General features: G+C 74.0%; 20 protein-coding genes. 9 read left to right on the top strand and 11 right to left on the bottom strand.

All coding sequences use genetic code 11. The features are described from left to right. Positions 1 to 134: 134 nt before the first annotated feature. The 3 genes from hisG to ACFQBR_RS28980 form a co-directional block, all read right to left on the bottom strand. Positions 135 to 989 carry an ATP phosphoribosyltransferase gene (gene hisG / locus ACFQBR_RS28990; protein ID WP_267947566.1) on the bottom strand — a complete coding sequence of 285 codons (855 nt, stop codon included), beginning with the start codon at positions 987 to 989 and terminating at the stop codon, positions 135 to 137. 81 nt (positions 990 to 1,070) lie between these two features. After that, the gene (locus tag ACFQBR_RS28985) at positions 1,071 to 1,334 is read right to left on the bottom strand and encodes a phosphoribosyl-ATP diphosphatase (protein ID WP_014913038.1); all 264 of its coding nucleotides are present in this window, start codon (positions 1,332 to 1,334) and stop codon (positions 1,071 to 1,073) included. A gap of 135 nt (positions 1,335 to 1,469) precedes the next feature. Beyond that, complete coding sequence (locus tag ACFQBR_RS28980; RefSeq protein ID WP_267947565.1) at positions 1,470 to 2,303, bottom strand: SDR family NAD(P)-dependent oxidoreductase; 834 nt, start codon at positions 2,301 to 2,303, stop codon at positions 1,470 to 1,472. A gap of 192 nt (positions 2,304 to 2,495) precedes the next feature. On the opposite strand from ACFQBR_RS28980, the gene ACFQBR_RS28975 reads away from it, so the two are divergent. Next, complete coding sequence (locus ACFQBR_RS28975; RefSeq protein WP_267947564.1) at positions 2,496 to 3,203, top strand: class I SAM-dependent methyltransferase; 708 nt, start codon at positions 2,496 to 2,498, stop codon at positions 3,201 to 3,203. Positions 3,204 to 3,347: 144 nt separating this feature from the next. Here ACFQBR_RS28975 and ACFQBR_RS28970 read toward each other — a convergent pair whose 3' ends face one another. Continuing rightward, entirely contained in the window at positions 3,348 to 5,474 is a 2,127-nt protein-coding gene (locus ACFQBR_RS28970; protein WP_378554900.1) for a hypothetical protein, read from the bottom strand. 365 nt (positions 5,475 to 5,839) lie between these two features. Between ACFQBR_RS28970 and ACFQBR_RS28965 the strand changes: the two genes are divergently transcribed. From ACFQBR_RS28965 to ACFQBR_RS28955, 3 genes are all read left to right on the top strand, one after another. Next, complete coding sequence (locus ACFQBR_RS28965) at positions 5,840 to 8,230, top strand: trehalase-like domain-containing protein (protein ID WP_344181193.1); 2,391 nt, start codon at positions 5,840 to 5,842, stop codon at positions 8,228 to 8,230. A gap of 65 nt (positions 8,231 to 8,295) precedes the next feature. Further along, on the top strand, positions 8,296 to 8,529 hold the full coding sequence (locus tag ACFQBR_RS28960; RefSeq protein WP_378554899.1) for a hypothetical protein: 234 nt from the start codon (positions 8,296 to 8,298) through the stop codon (positions 8,527 to 8,529). 247 nt (positions 8,530 to 8,776) lie between these two features. After that, complete coding sequence (locus tag ACFQBR_RS28955) at positions 8,777 to 9,337, top strand: GNAT family N-acetyltransferase (protein ID WP_344184039.1); 561 nt, start codon at positions 8,777 to 8,779, stop codon at positions 9,335 to 9,337. A gap of 107 nt (positions 9,338 to 9,444) precedes the next feature. Here ACFQBR_RS28955 and ACFQBR_RS28950 read toward each other — a convergent pair whose 3' ends face one another. Beyond that, complete coding sequence (locus ACFQBR_RS28950) at positions 9,445 to 10,251, bottom strand: sulfite exporter TauE/SafE family protein (protein ID WP_344184040.1); 807 nt, start codon at positions 10,249 to 10,251, stop codon at positions 9,445 to 9,447. A gap of 91 nt (positions 10,252 to 10,342) precedes the next feature. On the opposite strand from ACFQBR_RS28950, the gene ACFQBR_RS28945 reads away from it, so the two are divergent. The 4 genes from ACFQBR_RS28945 (at position 10,343) to ACFQBR_RS28930 (ending at position 13,782) form a co-directional block, all read left to right on the top strand. After that, positions 10,343 to 11,113 carry an AraC family transcriptional regulator gene (locus ACFQBR_RS28945; protein ID WP_267947558.1) on the top strand — a complete coding sequence of 257 codons (771 nt, stop codon included), beginning with the start codon at positions 10,343 to 10,345 and terminating at the stop codon, positions 11,111 to 11,113. A gap of 245 nt (positions 11,114 to 11,358) precedes the next feature. Further along, entirely contained in the window at positions 11,359 to 11,730 is a 372-nt protein-coding gene (locus ACFQBR_RS28940; protein WP_378554898.1) for a hypothetical protein, read from the top strand. Positions 11,731 to 12,049: 319 nt separating this feature from the next. Beyond that, positions 12,050 to 12,757 (top strand): hypothetical protein, encoded by a 708-nt coding sequence (locus ACFQBR_RS28935; RefSeq protein WP_267947556.1) that lies wholly within the window; start codon positions 12,050 to 12,052, stop codon positions 12,755 to 12,757. Positions 12,758 to 13,113: 356 nt separating this feature from the next. Beyond that, positions 13,114 to 13,782 carry a sulfotransferase family protein gene (locus tag ACFQBR_RS28930; RefSeq protein ID WP_344184042.1) on the top strand — a complete coding sequence of 223 codons (669 nt, stop codon included), beginning with the start codon at positions 13,114 to 13,116 and terminating at the stop codon, positions 13,780 to 13,782. Between the two features lie 63 nt (positions 13,783 to 13,845). Here the strand turns inward: ACFQBR_RS28930 and ACFQBR_RS28925 are convergent, their stop codons facing one another. Further along, entirely contained in the window at positions 13,846 to 14,616 is a 771-nt protein-coding gene (locus ACFQBR_RS28925; RefSeq protein WP_344184043.1) for a glucose 1-dehydrogenase, read from the bottom strand. Positions 14,617 to 14,966: 350 nt separating this feature from the next. Here ACFQBR_RS28925 and ACFQBR_RS28920 point away from each other — a divergent pair, with 350 nt between their 5' ends. Continuing rightward, the gene (locus ACFQBR_RS28920; RefSeq protein WP_344184044.1) at positions 14,967 to 15,722 is read left to right on the top strand and encodes a GbsR/MarR family transcriptional regulator; all 756 of its coding nucleotides are present in this window, start codon (positions 14,967 to 14,969) and stop codon (positions 15,720 to 15,722) included. A gap of 35 nt (positions 15,723 to 15,757) precedes the next feature. On the opposite strand, the gene ACFQBR_RS28915 is transcribed toward ACFQBR_RS28920, so the two are convergent. The 5 genes from ACFQBR_RS28915 to ACFQBR_RS28895 form a co-directional block, all read right to left on the bottom strand. Then, complete coding sequence (locus ACFQBR_RS28915) at positions 15,758 to 16,612, bottom strand: helix-turn-helix transcriptional regulator (RefSeq protein ID WP_344184045.1); 855 nt, start codon at positions 16,610 to 16,612, stop codon at positions 15,758 to 15,760. Between the two features lie 102 nt (positions 16,613 to 16,714). After that, on the bottom strand, positions 16,715 to 17,026 hold the full coding sequence (locus ACFQBR_RS28910; protein WP_344184046.1) for a hypothetical protein: 312 nt from the start codon (positions 17,024 to 17,026) through the stop codon (positions 16,715 to 16,717). Between the two features lie 31 nt (positions 17,027 to 17,057). Beyond that, positions 17,058 to 17,921 carry a hypothetical protein gene (locus ACFQBR_RS28905; RefSeq protein ID WP_344184047.1) on the bottom strand — a complete coding sequence of 288 codons (864 nt, stop codon included), beginning with the start codon at positions 17,919 to 17,921 and terminating at the stop codon, positions 17,058 to 17,060. A 73-nt stretch (positions 17,922 to 17,994) separates the two neighbouring features. Further along, positions 17,995 to 18,438 (bottom strand): ATP-binding protein, encoded by a 444-nt coding sequence (locus ACFQBR_RS28900; RefSeq protein WP_344184048.1) that lies wholly within the window; start codon positions 18,436 to 18,438, stop codon positions 17,995 to 17,997. After that, positions 18,435 to 19,013: a hypothetical protein gene (locus ACFQBR_RS28895; RefSeq protein WP_344184049.1), complete on the bottom strand. Its 579-nt coding sequence runs from the start codon at positions 19,011 to 19,013 to the stop codon at positions 18,435 to 18,437. Before ACFQBR_RS28895 ends, ACFQBR_RS28900 begins: the two co-directional genes overlap by 4 nt. Between the last annotated feature and the right edge of the window lie 100 nt (positions 19,014 to 19,113).

Genomic DNA, 19,113 nt, shown 5'->3' with positions numbered 1-19,113 from the left:
ACCGTCAAGCAGACTCGGCGGCCTCCACCGTCGCGCCCGTGCGGCGCCCCGCCCACGCTCAGGGGTCCGGCCCGCGCAACGGGCCCCGCGACGGTCGTCGCGGGGCCCGTGTCAGGCGTGTGCCGCCGGAGGGGTCAGAGCCGGCAGGCGTATATGTCGGTGACCAGGATGGCGCGGGCGCCGAGCGTCCACAGGTCGTCCATGATCTGCTGGGCGCCCTTGCGCGGCACCATCGACCGGACGGCGACCCAGCCCTCCCGGTGCAGCGGGGAGACCGTCGGCCCCTCCATGCCCGGGGTGAGCGCGACCGCGGCCTCCAGGTGCTCGGCGTGCACGTCGTAGTCCATCATCACGTAGTCGCGGGCGACCAGGACGCCCTTCAGCCGGCGGATCAGCGTCTCGATCTTGGGGTCGTCCCCGGCGCCGGTCGGCCGGATGACGACCGCCTCGGACACCAGGATCGGCTCGCCGAAGGTCTCCATGCCGGCCTGGCGCAGGGTGGTCCCGGTGGAGACCACGTCCGCGACGGCGTCCGCCACGCCCAGCTGGACGGAGCTCTCGACCGCGCCGTCCAGGTGGATGACGCGGGCGTCGACGCCCTTCTTCGCGAGGTGGGCTCGCAGCAGCTCGTCGAAGGAGGTCGCGATGCGCTTGCCGTTGAGGTCGGCCAGCGTCATGCCCGCGCCGTTGGGGGCGGCGAACCGGAACGTGGAGCCGCCGAAGCCCAGTGCCAGGACCTCGTCCACGGGCGCGCCGGAGTCCAGCAGCATGTCGCGGCCGGTGATCCCGGCCTGGAGGATGCCCTCGCCGACGTAGACGGCGATGTCCTTGGGGCGCAGGAAGAAGAACTCGGTGTCGTTCTCCGGGTCGACCATGACCAGGTCGCGGCTGCTCTTGCGCTGCCGGTACCCGGCCTCGCGGAGCATCTCGACGGCGGGTTCGGAGAGCTGGCCCTTGTTGGGCACGGCGATTCTCAACATGTCGGGCATGTTCATGGCTTTCTGTGGGCTGTGCGTACGGGTGCGGAGACGTCCGGGCCGGTACGCGCCGCGGCGGGCGCGAGGACCGACCTACAGATGCTTGTAGACGTCCTCGAGCCGCAGGCCACGGGCCAGCATCAGAACCTGGAGGTGGTAGAGGAGCTGGGAGATCTCTTCGGCGGCCTGCTCGTCCGATTCGTACTCGGCGGCCATCCAGACCTCTGCGGCCTCCTCGACGACCTTCTTGCCGATGGCATGGACGCCGGCGTCGAGCTGGGCGACGGTCCCGGACCCCTCGGGGCGGGAGCGCGCCTTCTCGGACAGCTCGGCGAACAGCTCTTCGAAGGTCTTCATGGTGTCTTTCCTCGACCGACAGATGCGGTACCAGGGTAGGCGCTCCGGAGGCCCGGCGCCGCACCGGCCCGGGGATGTCTCAGCATGTGGGCGGCGGTTTTCGCCACACCGCCCTCCGCCCGCCCCGCAGCCTCCTCACCAGACGCGGCGGGCGGTGGCGCGTACGAGCGTTCTGGGCAGGAGCCGGAGGATGCCGCTCGCGGCCTTGTACTGCCCGCCGGGGACCACGCTGGGACGGCCCGCCGCCCAGGCGACGAGCGACTCGCGGACGACCTGGTCCTTGGGGACGAACGCGAACGCGGGCAGACCGCTCTTCTGGACTCCCAGGGTCATGTCGGTGCGGACGAAGCCCGGCAGGACGACGGTGACGTGCACGTCGTGCCGTGAGACCTCGGCCGCGACGCTCTCGCTCCACAGGGTGACGAACTTCTTGCCCGCGCCGTAGACGGAGCCGCCGGGGTTCGCGGCGATCTCGCCCGCGAGGGAGGACACGTTGATGACGCCGAGCCTGGTCCGGGTGTCGCCGGCCTCGCGGCGGGCGATCTGCACCGGCAGGACCGCGCGGGCCAGGTGGAGGACGGCGCGCACGTTGAGGTCGAGCATGGAGTCGATCTCGTCGGGCTCCTGCTCGGCGAAGGTCCCGCCGTCCCCGCGCCCGGCGTTGTTGACCAGCAGGTCGACGGGGGGCTCGGCCCCGCTGCCGTCGGCCCGGAGCCGCTCGACGACGGGGGCGAGCCCCTCGTCGGTGCCGAGGTCGGCGGCGAGCGGCCGGACGTCCACGCCGTAGCGGTCGGCGATCTCCCCGGCGAGCGCGTCGAGGACGTCCCCGCGCCTGGCCACCAGGACGAGCGAGTAGCCGCGTTCGGCCAGCCTGCGGGCGTACTCCTCCCCGATCCCGGTGGAGGCTCCGGTCACCAGGGCGGTCCGGGTGCGGGCGGGGGGCTCGGGGGACTTCGCCGGTTCGCTCATATCCCCAGGGTAGGGCGTTGCCGCGCGGGGGGCCGGGGCGCGGTCCGGGTCGCGCGCGCACGTGCGGGACGAGAGGCCGGGGGTTCCCGATTTCCCGGTGTGGTTCTGCACACCCTGCCCTGACCTGGTATTCCACCGGAAGGCGGTCGCGTCGCCTCCCCCTCGGGGGGCCGGAGGCGTTAGCGTTCGGGTATGTCCGAGATCCAGAGCCCCGCCGGACCACTTTCCTCTCTCAGGCTGGAGGAGCGCCTGCGCGACACCAGGCTGTTCTTCAGCCAAGCGCTACGCACGTTCCACGCGACCGGTTCCATCCTTCCCAGCAGTGCCGCGCTGGCGCACTCGATGGCGGAGTACGTCCGCAGCCGCCCCGTCCCCGACAAGCCCGTGCGCATCCTGGAGGCGGGCGCCGGGACCGGCGCGATCAGCCGGGGCATCGCGGCCGCGATGATCCCCGGCGACACTTTGGACCTGGTCGAGTCCAACCCCGAGTTCGCCGCCCATGTCGAGGAGCTGCTGAGGAGCGACCCGGCCATGTCGCCGGTCGCCGACTCCGCGACGGTGCACGCCAAGCTCGTCAACGACATGGGGAGGGACCGCAGGTACGACGTGATCGTGTCGGGCCTGCCCTTCGCCAACTTCACGGCGGACGCGGTCCGGGACATCCTCGACTACTACTTCGAGGTCCTCGAACCGGGCGGCACCCTCTCCTTCTACGGCTACCTGTACACGAAGGAGGTCAAGGCGGTCATCGCCCGGCGCGAGGACTACCTCCGCCAGGCCCGCACGAGCTGGCTGGTCCAGGACTGGATCGACCGGTACGGCATCCGTTCCGACAAGGTGTTCGCGAACGTCCCGCCCGCGTGGGTGCACCACCTGCGCAAGCCCGGGAAGACCGGCTGACCCCTCCCCGACCGCTCCGTCCACCGGGCCCGCCGCAGCCGCGGCGGGCCCGCTCACGTGTCCGGGTCCGCCGCGCGCCCCCGGCGGGGGCCGCACGGGGATCCGGGGGTGCGGCGGGGCGGTCCCGCCGCACCCCCGCGCCGGTCACCCGGCCCCGATCCGCCCGATCGCCTCCCGCACGTCGTCCACGAGCCGCCGGTCCCTCAGGGCGTCGCGCCAGCCCGCGTCGGTCCAGCTCGGCAGCGCACTGCGCCCGGAGTCCCGGAGCGCGCGCAGCGGTGGCAGGGCCTCGGCCGCGTCCGGCCCGATCCGGCCCAGCAGCCGCACCGCCGGAGGACCGACGCGGGTGGCCGCCCACGTGGTCAGGACACGGTTGCGCGGGGAGAGCAGGCACCGGAGGACGAGCGGGGTGTCCCCGGTGGTGCTCCACAGTGCGCTCAGGGCGCGCGTCTCCCTCAGGCAGCCCGATGCCAGGTGGTCCTCCAGGTGTTCGCGCAGGTGGGGGGCGAAGCGGTCCGCCGGAGGGCCGATCCCGTCCAGGAGCACCTGGACCCGCTCGTCCCGCACGAGCTGCCGGCTCGGGGGCCCGAGAAGGTCGAGGGCGGTTCCCGCGTCGCCCGTGATCCGGTGGTGGGCGTGCGCCGCCTCCACCCCGCCCGAGGCCCGGACCCGGTCGGCGTGGGCGGCGGCGGCCGGACCGATCCCGGCCAGCACCCGCAGGGCCGCGCCGGCGAGCGCGCGGTCGTCGAGGAGGGCGGCCACGTCGTCGGCCAGCGGCGCCGCGGCCGGCCCCCACCCCGCCAGGGAGCGGAGCAGGACCTCCGTGTCCGCGTCCCCGCCCCGGAGCCGCTCGCGCAGGTGCGGCAGCAGGACGTCCGCGTGCGCCGGGAGCCGGCCGAGGACGTCCTCCGGGCCGGGCCCGGAGGTGTGGTGGGGTCCGCCCCGGCCGAACCCGAAGCGGGTCCGGTCGGCGCGCGCCAGGAGCAGCGTGGCGGCGCGGGCGTCGCCGACGAGCGCGAGGGTGAGCAGCGCCGTGTCGGAGCCCTCCCCGTCCGCCTCGGCGAGCGCGGCCAGGCGGTCCGCGCAGGGTCCGGCCGCACCACCGGCCACGGCCAGGAGCTGGAGGCTCCAGGTGCGGACGCCGGGGTCGGGATCGTCGAGCAGCGCGCCCGCCGGCCCCGCCCACCGCTCCCCGGCCGAGCGGTACTCGGCGACGAGGTCGCGTGCGAGCCGCACGGCGCCGAGTCGCACCGGGGCGCGCGGGTGGTCGATCAGGGCGTCGACGATCCGCTCCCTGCCCTGCCGGTCCCCGGCGAGGGCCCGTGCGACGAGGCGGAGCCCGTGCCTGACCCGGAGGGCGTCGCCCGCCGGGGCGAGGGCGGCGACCTCCAGCCACAGCGGCCTCCCGGCGGCGGGGCCGGCACCCTCCCCGGCGATCCCCTCCAGGACCAGGGGCAGTGGGTCCTCCGGGACGAGGGCCGGGGACGCGAACGCCACCACCATGCGCTCGTCCAGGTCCCCGCGCTTTCCGCGGTCGAGGAGCCAGGACCTGACGTCCGGCGGGGTCGGCCCGGGGACGGAGTCCAGCAGCCGGACGGCGCGGGTCAGCAGCCGGAGGCGGGTCCGCCGGTCGGCCGCCTCCCCCGCCCCGGTACCCGCGCGGTCGCGCCGCGGGGGCGCTCCGGCGCCCCCGGAGGCGTCCTGTGCGCCGTCCGCGCCGTGCCCGCCGTCCCCGCCGTCCCCGCCGTCCCCGACGGCCTCCCAGCGGTCGCGCAGCACCCGGAGCAGGCGGGGCGCCGTCCGGGGCTCGCGGGCGAGCGCGTCCACGGCGAGCAGGAGCACGGACGGGTGGGGGTCGCCGAGGAGGGCTTCGACACGCGGCCCCTGGTCGGCCCACGCCCCCGGCCACGCGGCGTCCAGGTGCTCCGGCCGGACCCTGTGGGCGAGGTCGGCCAGGTCGGCCACCAGGTTCAGCGCGGCCACACGGGCCTCGTCCGGGCGGTCGCGGTCGGAGGCGATCCGGACGAGGAAGGGCAGCAGCGCGGGGACGGACGAGGTGAGCACGTCGGGTTCGGGGACGGGGACCCACAGCCGCACCGTGGTGTCGACGCGGTCCGCGATCTCCTCGACCGCGTCGACGGCCTCCTGCGGGGAGGGGTCGAACGCCTGGACCAGCAGGCCCGGGATCCCGGTCGCGGGCCCGTCCAGGTCCTCCAACGTGTCCCATGGCACGTCGTGCACGTCGGCGGCCCAGGTGAGGGGGTCGGTCATGGCGGATTCCTCCGTGGCGGCGGCTGATCGGGGGAGCGCGCGACCCGGTCGCGCGGTGTCCCGCACGACAGAGTGACACATTTGTGACCTGCCCCACTTAATCGTCATGCGCGCAGACCCTTGGGGCGCAGGTAGTCTCGCGTTGACTTCCCAAGGGGCGGATCTTTGCGACTGGCATGACCAGATTGCCCGCACACAGGCTGAAAGTTCCTGAAATCCGGCTGAAGACCCTTGAAGTTCATCCCGCGCCACAAGCCCCGGATCTACCTTCATCACACCAGTCACGTGTGAACCGGAAGCATGCTCGCGGAACACTACATTTCACCCATTTCCCCAGGTCATCGTGGACCGACGGAGGAGGCAGCGTGACGCTCACCCAGGCGGTGGAGACGGCCCAGGAGACGCCGGAGGGCGGCATCGTCCCCGAAGGCATGTCCGTGGACGTCCGGCAACGCGTCTCAGCCCTGGCCAGAACCTCACGCCTCCTGGTCGCCTGCGACTACGACGGCGCCCTGGCCCCGTTCGACCCCTCCGACGGCGCGGACGCCGCCAGGCGCCGCCCCGTCCCCGAGGCCGTCCGCGCGCTGCGCGACCTCGCCGACCTGCCCGGCACGGTGTGCGCGGTCATCTCCGCCCGCCCCCTGCGCGACCTCGCCGCCCTGTCCCGGCTGCCCGCCGAGATCCGCCTGGTGGGCGCCTACGGCACCGAATTCGACACCGACCTCACCATCGAGCCCGACAGCCTGGAGACCGGCCCCGGCGCCCCTCCGGCCGACAAGGCCGCCGCCCTCGGCCTGCTCCGCGAGCAGGTCGAGGCCACCGCCACCCTGTACATCGGGGGCGGCGAGGGCGAGGAGCCCGTGTTCATGCAGCTGACCGGCGCCGACGCGGGCGTGCGGGTCGGCGCGGAGCCCACCGTGGCCTCCCACCGGGTGGCCGACACCCCGGCCGCAGCGTCCCTGCTGTCCGCGCTCGCGGCCGAGCGCCGCTCCTGGGTGTTCGGCGAGCGGCCCACGCCCATCGAGCGCATGTCGATGCTGTCCAACCAGGCCTCCGTCGCCCTGGTCGGCCCGGACGCGCGCCTGCTGTGGTTCTGCCACCCCGAGCCCGACTCCAACGCCCTGTTCGCCGAGGTCCTGGGCGGACGGTCCGCGGGTGTGTTCGCCATCGCGCCCGCCCACGGCGGACGCCCGCTCGGCCAGCGCTACCTGCCCGGAACCATGACGGTGCGCACCCGCTGGTCGCGGATGGACGTCACCGACTACCTCGCGCACGGCACCCCCCGGGGCCGCACCGACCTGGTCCGGGTGATCAGCGGCGTCACCCCGGCCACCGTGGAGTTCGCGCCCCGCCCCGACTTCGGCAGGGCGCCGGTGAGCATGTCCGTCCAGGAGAACGGCCTCCTCGTGGAGGGCGCCGACTTCCCGATGGCGCTGTACTCCCCCGGCGTCGAGTGGGAGATCGACCAGGACGACGCGGGCGACATCGCCCGGGCGGTCGTGCACCCCCGCTCGGAGAGCCCCGTGGTGCTGGAACTGCGCTGCGGCACCGACTCGCTCGTGCCGGGCACGCTGCCCGAGTCCGAGCTCCAGCGCACGTCCGGCGAGCACTGGTCCGCGTGGCTCGACGGCCTCAGCCTCCCCGAGACCGCCCGGCAGCTGTCGGCGCGCTCCGCCCTGACGCTGCGCGGCCTGTGCACGCCCTCCGGCGGCGTGATGGCCGCGGCGACCACGTCGCTGCCGGAGGAGATCGGCGGCGTCCGCAACTGGGACTACCGGTACTGCTGGCTGCGCGACGGCGCGCTGACCGTGCAGGCGCTGGTGTCCCTGGGCTCGACCGCCGAGGCGGAGGGCTTCCTGGACTGGGTGCACGGGGTCGTGGACTCGCTGCCCAGCCCCGAACTGCTCGCGCCCCTGTACTCGCTGCGCGGCACCTCGCTGGGGCCGGAAGAGGTCATCGAGTCGCTGTCCGGCTACGCGGGATCGCGGCCGGTCCGGATCGGCAACCTCGCCGACCGGCAGGTGCAGCTGGACGTGTTCGGCCCCGTCGTGGAGCTCATCACGCGGCTGTCGGCGGTGCGCGGCACCCTCGCGGACCGGGACTGGAACCTGGTGCGGGCGATGGCCGAGGCGGTGGCCCGGCGCTGGTTCGAGCCCGACCACGGCATCTGGGAGGAGCGGGACGAGCCCCGCCAGCGCGTGTACTCCAAGGTGATGTGCTGGGTGACGCTGGACCGCGCCGTCTCCCTGGCCGGTTCGTACGGCCGCGAGGCGGACCCCTCCTGGCGCGGGCTGCGCGACGAGATCGCGGCCGAGGTGCTGGAGAAGGGCTGGAACGAGGAGGCGGAGTCCTTCACGACCGCCTACGACGGCACCGACCTCGACGCGGCGTCGCTGCACATCGGCCTGTCGGGGCTGATCGACCCGGCCGACGAGCGGTTCCAGGCGACCGTGACGGCGATCGAGGCGGAGCTGCGCAGCGGCCCGACCGTGTACCGGTACCACCGCGAGGACGGCCTGCCCGGCGGCGAGGGCGGCTTCCACCTGTGCACCACGTGGCTCATCGAGGCCTACCTGCTGACCGGGCGGCGCGCCGAGGCCGAGGAGCTGTTCAAGCACCTCGTGGACGCCGCCGGTCCGACCGGGCTGATCCCGGAGGAGTTCGACCCGGTCACCGAGAGGGCCCTGGGGAACCACCCGCAGGCGTACTCGCACCTGGGCCTGATCCGCTGCGCCCAGCTGCTCGACCGCCTGTAGGCGGACGACGCGCGTACGAGGGGGCCCGACGTCCGACTGTCGGGCCCCCTCGCTATGTTCCGGCCATGGCGGAATTCGTGTTGGCGGCAGGGGCGTGGCCGGGCTCGCGGGCATGGGACGGGCTCCTCCCGGAGTTGCGCCCGGCCGGGCACGGTGTGCCCCCGACGGCCCCGGCCGGACCCCCCGGGAGCCGCGGCGGGAGGGCCGGACGGAGCGTCCGCGCCCAGGACGTCGTGGGCGGGGTCGAACGCCCGGACCTGCGCCACGCGGTCCCGGTCGGCGCGGCTCCCGGCGCCTGAGAGGCGTCCGCTCCCGCCCGCCCCGGGGCCGAGCGCCGTACGGGTCGCACCCGCGCACCCGCCCCCGGGGAACGCGGTGGAGCGGCGGGGCCCGCCCGGCACGAGCGCCCCCGGCCCCGCGCGCCGCATGCGCGGACGCGCCCGTGGGAGCCGCCCGGTCCGCGCGCGGACCCCGCCGCGCCCCGCCCCGATCCCACCCCGGCTCCGCGCGCACCCGTCGCGCGGACGGAGAACCTGGAGGACGACGATGTACGCGATTTCCCTGGACGACGAGGGCTCGGAACTGCGCCCGCTGGAGCCGTGGCGGGCCGAGGAGTTCCTGGAGCACATGGACCGGGGCCGGAAGTTCATCGGCCGCTTCGTCGGGCTGGCGGACGCCGTCACGGACCTGGATTCGAGCCGGAGGTTCCTCCAGGGATACGCCCACAAGGCCGCCAACGACACCGGGCGCCTCTACGGCATCTGGACCGGCGGCGAGCTGGTCGGCGGGGTGCTCTTCCGGACGTTCGACACGAGATCCGGCGTGGCCGAGGCCGGCTGCTGGCTGGAGCCGTCGGCGGCGGGCCGTGGGCTGGTGACCCGCGCCTGCCGCGTGATCATCGACTGGGCGATCGAGGAGCGCGGCATCCACCGCGTGGAGTGGCACGCCGCCTCGGGGAACGCGGCAAGCATCGCCGTGGCCCGCCGGCTCGGGATGTCGAGGGACGGCGTGCTCCGGGAGAGCTACCCGTACAGGGGCGAGCGGCACGACATGGAGGTGTGGTCCGTGCTCGCCCCGGAGTGGCGGGCGGCCGACCGGACCCCCTGAGCGGCGCACGGCGTGGTCCGGGCCGCGGCGGAGCCTCCGTCGGGAGGCGCGACGCGGCCGGGGGCCGGCCGGCCCCCCCACCGGCGCCGGGACCGGGGCGGGCGCGGTCAGACGAGGAGCACCGCGAGCAGGGCCACTGCCAGGAGCACGACGTAGGCCACCGCGTGGACGCGGTCGGGGATGCGGCCCACGACCCGCCGCGCGAGGGCGATGGTCGGCAGCGACCCGGCCAGGAGCGCTGCGACGGCCACCGCGTCCACGTAGCCGACCTGCCCGGACGCGCCCCCCGCCGCGTCCGCGCCGCCCGCCAGGGCGTACACGGCCGTGCCGACGACGGCGACCGGGAGGCTGAGCGGGTTGGCCATCGCGGTGGCGTAGGCCATGGGCAGCCCCCGGCGGCGCAGGAGCGGGACCGTCAGCACGCTGCCGCCCACGCCCAGACAGCCGGCCGCGGCGCCGATGCCGACCCCGCCGACCGTGGTGGTGACCGGCCCCAAGCCGCGCGGCTCGGTGCCCGGTCCCGTGAGGAAGCCCTTCCGGACCACGCTGTCCACGATCGTCACGGCGAGGTAGGCGGCGAAGAGGAACCGCTGCACGGTGTCGCCGACGGCGAGGGCCCCGGCCGCGCCGAGGAGCGCCCCGAGGCCCACGTAGAGCACCAGCGGCCACAGGTACTCGCGTCTGAGGCGGCCCGCCCGGTACTGGGCCACGGTCGCGCCGAGGGAGTTCACGACCATGACCGCGGTCGAGGTGGCGACGGCGACGTGCATGGGGTCGCCGCCCGGCCCGCTCTGCGCCTGGGCGAACGCGTACACGACCGGCACGGTGACGAAGCCGCCGCCGAACCCGAAGAGCACGGTGGTCAGGCCGGTCAGGACGCCGAACGCGAGGAGGGGGAGGACGTGGTCGATCACCCGCTCCACGCTAGGGGCGCGGGCGCTGTCCGGCATTCGACGGAACGACGTGTTCCTTCGCGAAACGGACAGCGCGGGTAGACTCGCCCGCGTGCGGAACACCCCTGTGGACGAGGTGGACGGGATCGACCGCCCCGTCCTGGCCCTGGGCACCGACTACCCCACCGGCCACGTGCTGGAGTTCCACCGGCACCGCCGTGTCCAGTTCCTGTACGGGGCGACGGGGGTGATGCGGGTGGAGACGGCGGACGGCTCCTGGACGGTTCCGCCCCACCGCGCCGTCCTCATCCCCGCGGGGACCGGGCACCGGGTCTCCATGACGGGGGTCAGCACCCGGAGCCTGTACGTGGAGCCGGAGGCCGTGCCGTGGTTCCCCCGGACGTGCCAGGTCGTGGACGTCTCGCCGCTGCTCCGGGCACTGCTCCTGTCGGCGGTGGACATGCCGCCGAGGTACGACCCGCACGGCCGCGACGGTGCCCTGGCGGCGCTGCTGCTGCACGAGATCAGGGGTCTCGTGCCGCTTCCGCTGGACCTGCCGCTCCCGGAGCACGCGGGGCTCAGGTCGCTCTGCGAGCGGTTCGCGGCGGCTCCGGTGGTCCACGAGCCGCCCGCCCGCTGGGCGGAACTGCTGCACGTGAGCGAGCGCACCCTGCACCGGATGTTCCTCGCCGGGACGGGGATGGGGTTCGCGCGGTGGCGGCAGCGCGCCTGCGTGCTGCACGCCCTGCCGCTCCTGGCACGGGGCGTGCCGGTCGCCAGGGTCGCCTCCGACCTGGGATACGCGAGCCCGGCGGCGTTCGCGACGATGTTCTCGCGCGTTCTCGGTGCGCCTCCGCGGGACTTCCGCCCCGCCCCCGGGTGAGCGGAACGCTCCACACCTCACGGACCGGCGCGCGGCGGGCCCCGCCCCGGCGAGGGCCCGCCGCCCGGCTCCGAAGCCCTGCTCCGGTGCCGCCCTTCGGTACCGGGAGGCTCGGGCCCGCTCGCCGGCCCCGCGGGGCCGGCCTCCCGCAGGGAAGAAACCTGGTCGGCCAGGTGCGGAAATGCGGAGGCACGAGGGTTCCGGGGCGTCCGGAGAGGAAACATCCTAGGCGGCCACGTCGAGTGATGACCGTGGCACTCACGGTCCCCCACTCCTCGGAAGGAAGCCCCCATGCCCCCTCCGCTCCGCGGCGCGTGGCGTCGGCGGTCGCCGCCGTCCTCTCGGGCACGCTGCTCGCCCCCGCACCGGCGTCCGACGCGGCGCCCGACTGCGACACGTACACACACGCGAACGCCCCGGACCTGGGGATGGCCGCCTGTGGCGACCCCATCGGCCAGGGGCAGACCTTCCGCGCCGCCGTCACCTGCGGCCGGGCTCCGGACGTGAAGGGCGCGTGGGCCACGGTGGGCCGGGGCGGCCACGAGGTGTCCCGGGGCAGGTGTGCCCGGTTCGGCAGCGGCGTCGGCGCGAACGGTGTGGACGAGCGCCCGGTATGAGAGACAGGGCCGCGCCACCCGACGGGGCAGCCTGGCCGACCACCTGACCAGTGAGGTGCCGGCCGCCCGGAGGACGTTCGGAGTGCGGTCCGGCGGGTCGGCCCCTACTGGGGCGGGGGCCGACCCGCCACCCCGGTGCCGCCCGTGCCCGACCGTCCCCGGTCGGGCGCCGGTGGGGCACGGGTAACCGCCCGGCCGTGGCCGGGAGGGCCCCGCGCAGGCGGTGCGCGGCAGGGTGTGGGGGCGGTGCGGGGTCGGCACGGAGCCGACGCGAGGCCGATGGAACATCACCGGACAAGGCCGCATATAGGGTGCGGCCATGCATCAATGGTCCCCTCATCACCAGTACCAACACGGCTACCACCAGGGGCCGCCACCCCCGGCCGGACTCGCCGGGACCCCGGTCTGGTTCGACACCCGCCCGTTCCAGCAGGTCAAGGAGAACGTGTGGGTCGACGCCGCAGGTGACGCCGTCGTCCTCGACCGCTTCGACATGGCGCCGAACCTCCCCGCGCCCCTGGAGGACGTGGCGGCCCTGCGCGCCCGGACGAGCGCCAACACGGCGCAGGCCGGGATGGGCCTGGTGGACCTCGACGTGATCGGGCTGGACGGGATGGCCGCCATCCGGCAGATGGTCAAGGGCGACCACCCCCACCAGGAGCGTGGCACGGCCTACCTCGGGACGTACACGATCCCGAGGGTGGGCTCCAGTGTCGTCGTGAAGGTCCAGTGCCTGGAGGGGCAGCCCACGGGCGTGCGGGAGGCGTCCGTGCTGCCGGGGTTCCTCCAGCAGTACAGGGGCGGCCAGGCCTCGCCGGAGGAGGCGATGGCGGCCTGGGCCCAGCACCCCTACGCCTACGGGATCACGGGCGGAGTCCCGCGCAACCACGCCGACGACCCCGCGTGGGACCCCCACTTCCCGGACCACCCGCTCTCGCGCGCCCGGCGGCTCCTGGGGTCGCTGGCGTACTCGATCAGGATCGACGCGGCCTTCAAGGCCCAGCCCGCGTTCTGGCCCCGGTACTGACGGACGTCCGACCGGCGCGGGGCACGGGGACGGCCCGTCACACGAAGGCACGAAGGCACGAAGGCACGAAGGCACGAAGGCACGAAGGCACGAAGGCACCGACAGATGATCACCCAACGGAATCCTATGGACACACCGGGTGGTCTACAGTGCTGTGTGCCCCCTGCCGCGGTGGCGCGTCCGGTGTCCTGCCCCCGCACGCCCCCGGCGTCGCGCCCGGCGCACGGGCGGCCCGTCCGCCGTGCCGGACCGGCGCGCCCGCGGGAGCCCGGCGCGCGGAAGGCGCCCGGCCCGCGGGATGGCCGGGGTCGCCCCGTCCGGCCGCCGGGGCCGCGGAACGACCGAGGAGGACGAGGATGCACGTGATCGGGGCGGGTCTCCCACGCACCGGGACGACGTCGATGAAGGCGGCACTGGAGCAGCTCGGCCTCGGCCCCTGCCACCACATGTTCGAGGTACTGGCCTCACCGGACCTGGCCCGGCGCTGGGCCGGCACCGTGCCGCCGGTTCCGGGGGGCATCGACTGGGGGCACGTGCTGGAGGGGTGGCCGTCCGGGGTGGACTGGCCGCTGTCGTTCTTCTGGCGCGAACTGGCGGAGGCCTACCCCGACGCGAAGTTCGTGCTCACGGTCCGCGACCCGCACCGGTGGTACACGAGCATGCTCACCACCATCTTCGAGCTGACGCGCAAGGCCTGCGCGGAGGACGCCGACGCCCGTGTCCCCGTGGAGTTCCGGCGGATCCGGCCCCTGTTGGACCACATGTGGCAGGCGTCCTTCGGCGTTCCCTGCGGTGCGGTGCCCTCGGAGGAGGTCGCCGTCGCGGCCTTCGAGCGGCACGCGGAACAGGTGAGGGCCGAACTCCCGGCCGACCGGCTCCTGGTGTACCGGGCCGGGGAGGGGTGGGAGCGGTTGTGCGCGTTCCTCGGGACAGAGGTCCCGGACGGGCCGTTCCCCCACCTCAACGACACCGAGGCGATGCTCAGGCAGCATGAGACGTGGTTCGGCGGCGCCACCGCCCTCTGAGCCCGGACGGGCAGGGGCGGGGCGGCGACCCCCGGCGGAAGCCGCCCCGCGTTCGGGGCCGGGCTACGCGGAAGGCTCGGCGATGGCCGCGACGAGTCCGCCGTCGATGATGAGGTCCTGGCCGTTGACGTAGGCCGCGTCCTCGGAGGCGAGGAAGGCGACCGTCTTCGCGACGTCCTCCGAGGTGCCCAGGCGGCCCGCCGACACGGCGGCCACGACGTCGTCCTGCTCCTCCTCGGGGATGGCCTCGTGGAACATCGGGGTGTCGATGTAGCCGGGGCTCACGGAGTTGACCCGGATGCCCTTCGGGCCCAGCTCCGCGGCGAGGGTGTGCGAGAGGTTGTGCACCGCCGCCTTGGTCGCCGCGTACAGGGAGGCGCCGGCCATGCCCCGGTGCAGCGTCCACGACGCGTTGATCACGATCGCCCCTCCCTCCGCGAGCAGGGGCAGGGTCTTCTGGACGGTGAAGAACACGCCCTTGAAGTTGATGTCCGCGACCCGGTCGAACTCGGCCTCGGTGATGTCGCCGATCGGCAGGAACGAGCCGACGCCCGCGTTGGCGAAGACCACGTCCAGGCGCCCGAACCGGACCTTGACGGCGGCGGTCAGCGTGTCGAGGTCGTCGAGGTCCGCCGCGTCGCCGCGCACCGCGAGCACGCGGTCGCCGCCGTCGAGGTCCTTCACCGCGGCGTCGAGGCGGCCCTGGTCGCGCCCGGTGATGACCACCCGCGCCCCCTCGTCCAGGAACCTGCGCGCCGCCGCCTGGCCCATGCCGCTCGTGCCGCCGGTGATGAGTACGGTCTTGCCGTCGAATCGTGCAGTGTGGTTCGTCATGGGTACGAGCGTTCCAGCACCCGTGCGAAGCGAACAGGGCTCGTTTATCCGGGGTGTGCGACCACCAGGCTCGGGCCCCGGCCCGGCCCCGCGTCCCGGGGCGGGGTGGCGCGTATGGGCGCCCCCCGCTGTCACCCTTGCAGCCTTCTGTTTCCATTGACAGAAAGGCTACGTTGCATACACATATAGAGAAACACCAGCGTCGCGATACGCGGGCGCTTGCACAGGCCAATTCCACTGGATCGTTGCATTCAGTCAACGGTCAGCGCAACACCCCCATCACGCACGTTGCAACGAATGAGCGCTGGGCGCTAGGGTGGGCACCCCCACGGACCACGGAGGAGCCCGCGATGCCGGGAGGCAGACTCACCCAGCAGGAACGCCGGCAGATCGCCCTGGGGCTGGCCGAGAACCTGGCCTACGCGGAGATCGCCAGGGGCCTGGACCGCCCGACCTCGACCGTCACGCGCGAGGTGATGCGCAACGGCGGCCCCACCGCCTACCGTGCCGACCTGGCCCAGCGCGCCACCGAGCAGCGCACCCACCGGCGCAGGAGGACCGCGTCCCCGGGGGCGCAGGCGCCCCCGCAGCCCCACGGGCGCGACGCCGAGGCGGTGCGCGAGTACGAGGAGGCGTTCGCCACCGTCTTCATGGAGGCGGGCCTGCCCAAGATGACGGCCCGGGTGCTGGTCAGCCTCCACACCGCCGACTCGGGCAGCCTCACCGCCGCCGAACTCGTCCAGCGCCTCCAGATCAGCCCGGCCTCGGTCTCCAAGGCGGTCACGTACCTGGAGGGCCAGGGCCTGCTCCGCCGTGAACGCGAAGAGCGCCGCGAGCGCTACGTCGTCGACGCCGACGTCTGGTACCAGTCGATGATCGCCACCGCCCAGGCGCACACACACCTCATCGAGGTCGCGCGCCAAGGCGTCGGCGTCCTGGGTCCCGGCACTCCGGCCGCCGCACGCCTGGAGAACATCGCCCGCTTCGTCGACTTCGTCCGCGAGAACATCATCCGCGCCGCGGAGCAGGCCCGCGAGGTCCTGCACACGAAACCCGGAGCGGACACGTCCGACGGCACCGCCGAGCCGGGCCCGGACCGCGGCTAGAAAGCCCCGTCCCCGGCGGGCGGCGGCGCCGGAGGTCAGGCCGAGGTGGCGGCGGGCGCGTGCGCCAGCAGGGCGAGGCGGCCCTCCGTCCCGGTACCCGGACGCGGGTTGTACAGCTCAAGGGTCCAGTCCGGGCGGTCGGCCACCGTCAGGGTCGTCTTGTCGAAGACCAGGTCGCCGGCCTCGGGGTGCAGCACCGCCTTCACCGTCTGGACGTGGTCGCCGACGTCGTGGCGCGCCCACAGTTCGGCGAAGTCGGGGCTCACGGTGCTGAGGTCGTCCACGAGCCGGCCGAACTCCGTGTCGTCGGGGAACCGGGCCGCGTCGGCGCGGAAGGCGGCGACGACGTCCGGCGCGACCGACGCCCAGTGGACGTGCATGGCGCGGTACCGGGCGTTGGTGAAGAACGTGACGAGGCAGTTGTGGTCGGTGTCGCCGTAGCCGAACACCGTCCGGGCCGTGCCGTTGAGGACGAGCAGGTTCCAGTAGCGGTCCCGCAGCATCGCGGGGCGCGGCATCCACGCCTCGATGAGGTTGCGCAGCTCGGGGGTGACGGAGGTGGCCCTGGGCCCGCCGTCGCGCGGCGGGTTGACCCCGGCGAGCGTGTACAGGTGGATGCGCTCGGGGCCGTTCAGGCGCAGCGCCCCGCTGATCGCGTCGAGCACCTCGACGGAGACGTTGATGTCGCGGCCCTGTTCGAGCCACGTGTACCAGGAGACCCCGACCCCGGCGAGGACGGCGACCTCCTCGCGCCGCAGGCCGGGTGTCCGGCGTCGCCCCCCGGCCGCCATACCGACGTCCTCGGGGGTGAGCCTGGCCCTGCGGGTACGCAGGAAGTCGCGGAGCTGGTCGCGGCGGGTCCGGGCCGCTGCGGGGGTTTCGCTGGCCATGCGTCATGGTAACCGGGTGGTGCCGGGCGGCCGGTGACCGGGAAGCGGGGCGAAGCGGCCGTGGGCGCGGGCCCACGGCCGGTGCAGGGGTGTACGTGACAGTCAGTCGAAGAGCTGCTCGGGGCTCTGGACGTCCACAGCCCTGGACACCCAGCTCTCCAGGACAGCCAGATCGGAGCAGGACTCGATCCGCTCCCGAACCTCGTCGGAGACGGAGAAACGGCGCGCGACCAGGACGGCGATCACGCTCTGGGCGACACCCTCCTCACGCCCCTCCTCACGGCCTTCCTCGCGGCCGAGACCGACGTACTTACGGGCGAAGTCGCTCTGCCATTCGTAGGTGTCCACGGACATCAAGCCCTCCAGGTCCTTACGGGCGGCCTCGTTGAGACCGGCCAGTACGTAGTCGGGCACGGACCCACGGCCGGTGCGGGTGACCCGACCGTCAGTCGAAGAGCTGCTCGGGGCTCTGGACGCTGACGGCCTTGGTCACCCAACTCTCCAGGACGTCCAGATCGGAGCAGGACTCGATCCGCTCCCGGACCTCGTCGGAAACCGTGAAACCGCGCGCGACCAGGAAACCGATCACGCTGCGAGCCACACCCTCCTCGCGACCTTCCTCACGGCCGAGACCGACGTACTTCCGGGCGAAGTCGCTCTGCCATTCGTAGGTGTCCACGGACATCAAGCCCTCCAGGTCCTTACGGGCGGCCTCGTTGAGACCGGCCAGTACGTAGTCATAGTAGAACGCGCGGTGTTCGGGAGCGGTGGATTCCAACGCCTCCACCACGGCTTTCAGGGTTCCCGGCTGGGTGTTGCCGTGCGCGTAGGCGGAGAGCACGGCCAGCTCGGGCAGTGCGCGGGCCTGTTCCAGGTCGGTGACCACGGGGGTGGTGCCGGGGCCGATGACCAGAGGGGTCAGCACGAACCCGGGGTGCCCGACCTCGATGGGTGTGGCGCACCAGCGCACCATGGCCTCGTCGGGGCACAGGACCACGAGTACGGCCGGGCACTTGAGGCGAAGGTTGAGGGTGGTCAGGTAGGCGGGCCAGCTCGCCCGCTTGCCGGAGTCGCGCCCGTGCTGGCGCTCCACCACCACGGCGAGGACGTGTCGGGTGCCGTCACGGAGCAGGGTGGCGCCGTCGCTGTTGAGTTCCTTGGGGTCGCAGTTGGTCAGGACCGAACTGGTGGAGACGGCCTCCGTGTGGTGGGGGACGTCGATGCCCAGGGACTCCCTGAGGAGCACGGGGACCATCGCGGGCTGGTTCTGGATGATCCGCAGGGGGATCTCGTGGGCTCGGCTCGGCATGTGGTTCCTTCGCCATCGGAGGAGCTGGGAGGGGTGGAGGGCCGGGGAGGGTCTCCCCGGCCCGGCGGGCGGGTCAGGCGGTGAAGGTGGCTTGGACGAGGGTTCCGAGACCCGACCGGGGCGGCCAGGAGTAGTGGCCCCAGGTGGCGGCCAGACGGGTGATGAGGAGGAGGCCGCGCTGGCCCTCGGCCCGGTCCCACTCGGTGGTGGTGCGCTCCACGGGCACCCTGGGCACGGGCGGGGCGGCGCCGGGGGCGTGCCTGTTGTGGACGGTCAGGGTCAGCGTCCCGTCGTGGGCGCGGGACAGGTGGCGGACGACGGGCGCGTGCGGGTGGCCGTACTTGCAGGCGTTGGCGTGGAGTTCGTGCAGGCACAGGCGCAGGGTGTCGACCAGGTCGGGGTCCAGGCCGGGGGCCAGGGCGTCGAGGTCGAGGGTCAGGTCGCGGCGGGCGGTGGACAGGTCGGCGAGCGCGCGGGTGTAGGTGCGGGTGAGCATGCGGGTGGTCAGGGAGATCACGCGGCCACCCCCGTGCTCCGGTGCGGCGCCTCGCCCCGGGGCCGGGCCCGGCGGTGGTGTTCCCGCTGGGCGAGCCAGGTGCGGGTCAGACGGGTGAAGGTGCGCCAGTCGTCGGGGTCCTCACAGTCGGGGTGCGGCGCCCGCGGGGCGGGGACCGCCACGGGTGTCGGGTCGGGGGCCAGGAGGTCGCCGCAGGGCGGGACCTCGCGGTGGGCCCAGTCGCAGAGACGGGCGGTGGCGGCGGCCCGGACGCGGTCGAGTTCGCGTTCGCGGGCACGCTCACGTGCGGTGGCGCCCCGGTGCTCCCACGCGGTGTAGTAGGGCCTGACCAGGACGGGGTCGTCGGCCGGAGGCGGTGCGGGAGCGGGAGCCAGGCGGGGCGCCGGGACCCGGACGGGGTCGGGCGCGGGGGGAGGGGACGCGTTCTCGCGCGTCACGGCCTGGGGGAGCGGGGCGTAGCGGCGCACCCGGGTCGAGCGGTGGCGGCGGCGGGCGTGGCGACCACGGGGTGCGAGGAAGAGGGCCTTCACGACGCCCAGGGCAGGGCCGAGGAAGGCAGCGCTATACTGGCGCATGCTGGCAATTCCTTTGGTTAAAGGTGTGAAGTTGCTGGCCACGGCCCCGAACGGATCTAACCGTTGCGGGGCCATCGTGTGGATTGAGTTGTGTGAGTGG

It is taken from the genome of Nocardiopsis tropica, from assembly GCF_042660575.1.
Lineage (GTDB): Bacteria > Actinomycetota > Actinomycetes > Streptosporangiales > Streptosporangiaceae > Nocardiopsis > Nocardiopsis tropica.
This window is presented reverse-complemented; position numbering and strand designations above follow the sequence as displayed.

Excerpts from the sequence above, each read along its gene's own strand:
- hisG (WP_267947566.1), bottom strand. The coding sequence starts at position 989 with ATGCCCGACATGTTGAGAATCGCCGTGCCCAACAAGGGCCAGCTCTCC.
- ACFQBR_RS28985 (WP_014913038.1), bottom strand. The coding sequence starts at position 1,334 with ATGAAGACCTTCGAAGAGCTGTTCGCCGAGCTGTCCGAGAAGGCGCGC.
- ACFQBR_RS28980 (WP_267947565.1), bottom strand. The coding sequence starts at position 2,303 with ATGAGCGAACCGGCGAAGTCCCCCGAGCCCCCCGCCCGCACCCGGACC.
- ACFQBR_RS28975 (WP_267947564.1), top strand. The coding sequence starts at position 2,496 with ATGTCCGAGATCCAGAGCCCCGCCGGACCACTTTCCTCTCTCAGGCTG.
- ACFQBR_RS28970 (WP_378554900.1), bottom strand. The coding sequence starts at position 5,474 with ATGACCGACCCCCTCACCTGGGCCGCCGACGTGCACGACGTGCCATGG.
- ACFQBR_RS28960 (WP_378554899.1), top strand. The coding sequence starts at position 8,296 with ATGGCGGAATTCGTGTTGGCGGCAGGGGCGTGGCCGGGCTCGCGGGCA.
- ACFQBR_RS28955 (WP_344184039.1), top strand. The coding sequence starts at position 8,777 with ATGTACGCGATTTCCCTGGACGACGAGGGCTCGGAACTGCGCCCGCTG.
- ACFQBR_RS28940 (WP_378554898.1), top strand. The coding sequence starts at position 11,359 with ATGACCGTGGCACTCACGGTCCCCCACTCCTCGGAAGGAAGCCCCCAT.
- ACFQBR_RS28935 (WP_267947556.1), top strand. The coding sequence starts at position 12,050 with ATGCATCAATGGTCCCCTCATCACCAGTACCAACACGGCTACCACCAG.
- ACFQBR_RS28930 (WP_344184042.1), top strand. The coding sequence starts at position 13,114 with ATGCACGTGATCGGGGCGGGTCTCCCACGCACCGGGACGACGTCGATG.
- ACFQBR_RS28925 (WP_344184043.1), bottom strand. The coding sequence starts at position 14,616 with ATGACGAACCACACTGCACGATTCGACGGCAAGACCGTACTCATCACC.
- ACFQBR_RS28920 (WP_344184044.1), top strand. The coding sequence starts at position 14,967 with ATGCCGGGAGGCAGACTCACCCAGCAGGAACGCCGGCAGATCGCCCTG.
- ACFQBR_RS28915 (WP_344184045.1), bottom strand. The coding sequence starts at position 16,612 with ATGGCCAGCGAAACCCCCGCAGCGGCCCGGACCCGCCGCGACCAGCTC.
- ACFQBR_RS28905 (WP_344184047.1), bottom strand. The coding sequence starts at position 17,921 with ATGCCGAGCCGAGCCCACGAGATCCCCCTGCGGATCATCCAGAACCAG.
- ACFQBR_RS28895 (WP_344184049.1), bottom strand. The coding sequence starts at position 19,013 with ATGCGCCAGTATAGCGCTGCCTTCCTCGGCCCTGCCCTGGGCGTCGTG.